The following is a 5,831-nucleotide window of genomic DNA, read 5'->3' as shown; positions in this document are numbered from 1 at the left end:
GTATGTCCCGGCTCCGCCTCGTGGCGACGCTCTACGCGAACTTCCTCAAGTTCCGGCGCGGCCGGGGCGCTGTCCGCGACGTGACGGGCGACGGCTCGGCGATGATCGAGCGGGTCCAGCGCGTGACGTTCGCGACTGACGGCGACCTCGACGGCTTCCTGCGCGAGTACTGGGGCCACGTCCTTGTCCGGAAGACCCTCACGCCCATGCACGGCGTGTTCCGGGGCTACCAGACGATGCTCGCGCTCTACGGCTTCACGAAGTGGGTGGCGAAGCTCCACGCCGCCCGCGCCGGCCGCGCCCGCGTCGACCCCGCCGACCTGAAGGAGGGGGTCCGCCACGCGGTCCTCGAGCCCGGCGCGACGAGGAGCGCGACCAGCGCATTCGCGGTCCCGTGGTAGGGTAAAGGCCATGGCTGTCCAGCGCACACCGATGACCAGCGCGGGCTACGAGAAGCTGTGCCAGGAGCTGGACCGGCTCAAGCGCGTCGAGCGGCCGGCCATCATCAGGGCGATCGCCGAGGCGCGCGCTCACGGCGACCTCTCGGAGAACGCCGAGTACCACGCCGCGCGCGAGAAGCAGAGCTTCATGGAGGGACGCATCGCGGATCTCGAGGCGAAGGTGGGGAGCGCCGAGGTCATCGCCCCGCCGACGTCCGGCGACCGCATCACGTTCGGCTCGACGGTGCTCCTCGAGGACGAGACGGGCAAGGAATTCCGATACCAGATCGTCGGCTCGGACGAGGCCGAGCCCGCGAACGGACGCATCTCGGTCCTGTCGCCCCTCGCCCGGACGCTGATCGGCAAGCGCGTCGGCGAGACCGTCACGGCCCAACTCCCCGCCGGCACCAAGACGTTCGACGTGTTGCAAGTCAACTTCAGCTGGTCGGACCGACCGAGAGAGGACCATGCCCCACGCGAGAGTCGGTGACGTCAACCTGTTCTACGAGGAGATCGGCGCGGGCACCCCGCTGATCTTCGTCCACGAGTTCGCGGGCGATTATCGGAGCTGGGATCTGCAAGTACGCTTCTTCTCGCGCCGCTACCGCACGATCGCCTTCAACGCCCGCGGGTACCCGCCGTCCGACATTCCAAAAGATTTGGCCGCCTACTCGCAGGATCAGGCCGTCGAGGACATCAAGGGCGTCCTCGATCATCTCGGGATCGTCACGGCGCACATCTGCGGGCTCTCCATGGGCGGCTATGCGACGCTCCACTTCGGCCTGCGCCATCCCCAGCGCGCGCTCTCGCTCGTGGTCGCGGGAGCGGGGTACGGGAGCGTTCCCGGCGACCGCGAGAAGTTCAGACAGGATGCCGAGCTGACCGCGCGCCAGTTCACCGAGAACGGCATGGCCAAGACCGCGGAGACCTATGCCAAGGGGCCGACGCGCGTCCAGTTCATGGACAAGGATCCCAGCGGCTGGCAGGAGTTCTACGAGCGCCTCGCGGCGGGCTCGGCGCTCGGGCACGCGCTCACGCTCCGGGGTGTGCAGATGACACGACCGTCGATCTTCGACCTCGCCGATCGGCTCGAGAAGCTCGAGGTCCCGACCCTCATCGTCACGGGGGACGAGGACGAGCCATGTCTCGAGCCCGGGATCTTCATGAAGCGGAAGATCCCGACGGCCGGGCTCGTCGTGATCCCGAAGTCGGGCCACGCCGTGAACCTCGAAGAGCCGGACGTCTTCAACCGCGCCGTCCTCGATTTCCTGACCGCGGTCGACGCCGGCAGGTGGCCCCGTCGCAACCCGGCCTCCCAGACCGGCTCGGCGATTCTGCCGGGCGCGGTGACCCGCTGATGGCCGCGCTGCCGCTCGCCCACATCACCGTCATCGACCTCACCCGGGCGCGCGCCGGACCCACGTGCGTGCGCCAGCTCGCCGACATGGGGGCGCGCGTTGTCAAGATCGAGACGCGCGAGATCGTCGAGGGCGACTCGACGTCGATCGGCTTCGACTTCCTGAACCTCCATCGCAACAAGCGCTCGATGACGCTCGACCTCAAGCACCCCGAGGGCGTCGCGATCTTGAAGAAGCTCGTCGAGCGCGCCGACGTCCTGGTCGAGAACTACCGCCCCGACGTCAAGCACCGGCTCGGGATCGACTACGAGACGCTCTCGAAGATCAATCCGCGGCTGGTCTACGGCTCCATCTCGGGCTTCGGCCAGACGGGGCCGTACAGCGAGCGTCCCGGCTACGACCAGATCGCCCAGGGGATGGGCGGCCTGATGTCCATTACCGGGCTGCCGGGGCAGGGCCCCGTGCGCGTCGGCATCCCCGTCGCCGATCTCACCGCCGGCATGTTCCTCGCGCAGGGCATCCTCGTCGCGCTCCTCGAGCGAGAGACGTCGGGCCGCGGACAATGGGTCCACACCTCGCTCCTCCAGGCGATGGTGACGATGCTCGATTTCCAGGCCGCGCGCTGGCTCATCGACGGCGAGATCCCGCCCCAGGCCGGCAACGATCATCCCACAGGCATCCCGACCGGGGTGTTCACGACAGCCGACGGCCACATCAACATCGCCGCGTCGGGTCAGGTGATGTACCGGCGACTCTGCGAGGCGACCGGCGCCCAGCATCTGATCGACGATCCGCGCTTCAAGACGCTGGGGGACCGGTCGAAGAACCGGAAGGCGATGAACCTGGAGCTGAACGGGGTGCTCGTCGGCAAGACGAGCGCCGAGTGGATCGATGCCCTCAACAAGGCTGGCGTACCGTCGGGGCCGATCTACAACGTCCGCCAGGTCTTCGAGGACCGGCAGGTGCAGCACCTCGGGCTCGCCCAGCCGGTGAAGCACGCGGAGCGCGGCGAGATCAGGGTCCAGGGGCTGCCGGTGGCGCTCTCGCGCACGCCCGGCGCCGTGCGCCTGCCCGCGCCCACGCACGGCCAGCACACCGACGAGATCCTCGCCGAGCTCGGCCTGACGCGCGAGGACATCGAGAGGCTCAGAAACGACAAGGTCGTCTGACGTAGTCGACGACCTCGTACCGGTCCGTCGTCACCCTGGCCCCCGTGGCTGCCGACGTGGCCGTCTGTCTTCGGAGCCGCGCCTGCTCGCTCGCTCGCATCGCCTCCTCGCTCTCCCAGAGCGTCACGATCAGCCCCTTGCCGCCGTCGCGGTCGACGAGCCAGTAGGCGGCTTCAAGCCCAGGATCCTGGCGGATAGTCGGCTTGACCTCTTCACGCGCGCGCGCGATCCAGCGCTCCAGCTCGTCGCGCGATCCCTGCCACGTGCCGATTCGCGCGAACACGGGCGTCACGCCTGGGCGAGCTGCATCTGCTGGAGCACCGCGCGCCCCAGGAGGCCGTAAGGATTCGCGAGCGTCTCGATGATCTCGAAGTGGTTGTAGCCGTTGGCGACGAGGAGCTGCACCGGCTTGCCCGCCGACTTCACCGCGGCGGCGAAGTCGCGCGACTGGCGCTGGAACTCGGGCGTCTCCAGAGTTCCGTAGGCGACGATGACCGGGGCGGTGAGCTTGTCGAGACGGCGCTGCGGGCTCAGGGCCTCCTCCATCTCGTCGGTGAACTTCACGTAGGAGCTGCGCGCCGAGAGGCGCACCGGCTTCAGGTCGAACATGCCGCTGCAGCAGAGCCCGCCCTTCACGGTATCGGCCGGCAGGCCGTAGTGCCTCATCCAGTCGGTGGTGAGGATCACGCCCGCGAGGTGGCCGCCCGAGGAGTGGCCGGAGACGTAGATGCGATTCGGATCACCGCCGAAGCTCTGAGCGTTCTTGTACACCCAGGCGACCGCGCGGCGCACTTGATCGGCGATCGGCATCAAACTGCCCCCCGCGTCCTGCACCCAGCTGAAGTCGGGAACCACGTAATGCGCGCCGGCGTGCACGAACAGCTCGGCCGGGAAGGCGTAGCTCTTCGCGAGGCCGCCCCGCCACGCGCCCCCATGAACGTAGATGTTGATCGGCGCATTCGTGTGCTTGGTCGTGTAGACGTCGAGCCCTTCGATGGGCACGGTGCCATACGTGTAGCGCCGGGGCGCGCCCAGGCGCGCCCGCACGGCCTCGCTGTTCGTGTCGTAGCGCTTGACGAGCTGCGCCAGGTTCGGGGCATAGACACGCTGGTCGTAGGCGGCGTCGAGCTCGGCCTGGTCCATGTCGAGCCACACGCGCGGCCCTTTGACCCGCGGCGCCTGCGGCGCGCCGGGTTGTTGGCCGAACGTGGTGGCGCCCACGGCCATCACGGCGCCGGCCGCGGCGAGGCCGAGCACCGTCCGCCGCGTTACGTGGTGGCGAGTCGAGGGATCATTCGCTTTCATCTCGAGCCTCCTTTTCCTGAACCAGTTCTTGAGCGTCGTGCCGTCCGGGTCCGGCGTGTAGCCCTCGTGCGTGACCACCAGCTTCCCGTCCACCTCCTTTGTCTCCATCGCGCTAATGTTGTCCCGCCCTCGCCGCGAGGAACTCGCCATTCCCGACGGGCACGAGACAGGTGCTGAACTCCGGATCGGCCTTCACCAGGGCGACGAACGGCGCCATCTGTTCCGGGTGAGACGTGGCGTTATCTGCGACCAGGAGACCGCCCGGCCGGAGCACCCGTCTGAGATTCGGCCACCAACCGGGATACCCGGGCCGCTCGGAATCGAGAAAGATGAGGTCGAAGCTCGCGTCCGGAGAACGCCGAAGCACGTGACCCGCGTCGTCATGGACGAGAGAGATGGAGGCCGACAGGCCCGATCGAGCGAAGTTGGCCTTCGCCAGTTCGACCTTGAACTCGGACACCTCGACCGTCGTCACCGAGCCGCCGAGAGACCGCGCGGCGCTCGCCAGCCACAGGGTCGAGTAACCGTTGGATGTCCCGATCTCGAGCACCCGCCGGGCGTCGGTGGCCCTCACGAGCACGGACAGGAGCTCGCCCGTGTCGCGAGTGATGTTGAGCATTCGCCGAGGGCGCTCGGTGATCGTCGCGTCGTTCGCCTGTCCGAACGCCTCGAGCTCGGCCATCACGGCCGCGAGCTGCTCAGCCGCCGAGCTAGGCAGTGCGCCTGTCAAAGGCTGTCGGTCTTTTCGATGGCGGCGCGCCGGCTTTCTTCGCGGATCAGCGCAAGGACCTCGCGCTTGAGCTCGTTGAAGAGCGGCGACGTGGTCAATTCGACGGTCCGCGGTCGGGGCAGCTCGACAGTGAGGCGCTTCTTGATGCGGCCAGGGCGGGCGGTCATGACGGAGACCGAGTCGGCCAGGAGGAGCGCCTCCTCGATGTCGTGGGTGATGAAGAGCACGGTCTGATGGTGCCGCTCCCACACCGAGAGCAGCAGCTCCTGCATCACCAGCCGGGTCTGCGCGTCCAGACTCCCGAAGGGCTCGTCCATCAGCAGCACCTCGGGCTCCATGACCAGCACCCGCGCGATGCCCACCCGCTGCTTCATCCCGCCCGAGAGCTCGGCCGGATAGTGACGCTCGAATCCGCGTAGCCCGACCTGGTCCAGATAGGCCTCGACCTTGGGACGGTACTGGGCCGCTGGGACGCCCATGGTCCGGGGCCCGAAGCTCACGTTGTCCCACACCGTGTACCAGGGAAAGAGCGCCGCCTCCTGAAAGACCACGCCCCGGCTGGGGTCCGGGACCTCCACGGGCGCGCCGTTGACGCGGACCTGTCCGCCGGACGGGCGATCGAAGCCGGCCACCATGTTCAGGAGAGTGGACTTGCCGCAGCCGGAGGGACCCAGGATGGCGGCAAACTCGTTGTGGGCGATGCTGAGGTCGATGTCCTGGAGCGCCACCACACGGCGGTCGCGGGCGACGAACACCTTCGAGACCCCGCGGAGCTCGACGGCCGCGTCAGGCATGAGCCTCGAGCGTGCGCCAGCGCAGCAAGAGCCGC

8 protein-coding genes are annotated in these 5,831 nt (G+C 68.4%); 4 read left to right on the top strand and 4 right to left on the bottom strand.

Features of this window, described 5'->3' with window-relative positions; all coding sequences use genetic code 11:
* From Q8Q85_08190 to Q8Q85_08175, 4 genes are all read left to right on the top strand, one after another.
* Positions 1-401 (top strand): hypothetical protein (locus Q8Q85_08190; protein ID MDP3774232.1); only part of this gene is annotated, 401 nt, incomplete at its 5' end.
* A 10-nt stretch (positions 402-411) separates the two neighbouring features.
* Positions 412-930, top strand: coding sequence for a transcription elongation factor GreA (gene greA / locus Q8Q85_08185; protein MDP3774231.1), 519 nt, complete (start codon positions 412-414; stop codon positions 928-930).
* A complete protein-coding gene (locus Q8Q85_08180; GenBank protein MDP3774230.1) occupies positions 908-1,798 on the top strand; it encodes an alpha/beta hydrolase in 891 nt (296 codons plus the stop codon). Before greA ends, Q8Q85_08180 begins: the two co-directional genes overlap by 23 nt.
* Positions 1,798-2,967: a CoA transferase gene (locus Q8Q85_08175; GenBank protein ID MDP3774229.1), complete on the top strand. Its 1,170-nt coding sequence runs from the start codon at positions 1,798-1,800 to the stop codon at positions 2,965-2,967. The genes Q8Q85_08180 and Q8Q85_08175 overlap by 1 nt, the downstream gene beginning before the upstream one ends.
* Here the strand turns inward: Q8Q85_08175 and Q8Q85_08170 are convergent.
* From Q8Q85_08170 to Q8Q85_08155, 4 genes are read right to left on the bottom strand one after another with little or no spacing between them, the layout of a single operon-like run.
* Positions 2,945-3,250 carry an antibiotic biosynthesis monooxygenase gene (locus Q8Q85_08170; protein MDP3774228.1) on the bottom strand — a complete coding sequence of 102 codons (306 nt, stop codon included), beginning with the start codon at positions 3,248-3,250 and terminating at the stop codon, positions 2,945-2,947. The genes Q8Q85_08175 and Q8Q85_08170 overlap by 23 nt on opposite strands.
* A gap of 5 nt (positions 3,251-3,255) precedes the next feature.
* A complete protein-coding gene (locus tag Q8Q85_08165; protein ID MDP3774227.1) occupies positions 3,256-4,380 on the bottom strand; it encodes an alpha/beta hydrolase in 1,125 nt (374 codons plus the stop codon).
* 4 nt (positions 4,381-4,384) lie between these two features.
* Positions 4,385-4,954, bottom strand: a complete 570-nt coding sequence (locus Q8Q85_08160; protein MDP3774226.1) for an O-methyltransferase — start codon at positions 4,952-4,954, stop codon at positions 4,385-4,387.
* A 44-nt stretch (positions 4,955-4,998) separates the two neighbouring features.
* Positions 4,999-5,796, bottom strand: a complete 798-nt coding sequence (locus tag Q8Q85_08155) for an ABC transporter ATP-binding protein (protein MDP3774225.1) — start codon at positions 5,794-5,796, stop codon at positions 4,999-5,001.
* Positions 5,797-5,831: the final 35 nt, after the last annotated feature.

This window comes from Gemmatimonadales bacterium, from assembly GCA_030697825.1.
Lineage (GTDB): Bacteria > Gemmatimonadota > Gemmatimonadetes > Gemmatimonadales > JACORV01 > JACORV01.
Note: the sequence above shows the minus strand (reverse complement) of the source record. Positions and strands in the feature narration are given on the sequence as shown.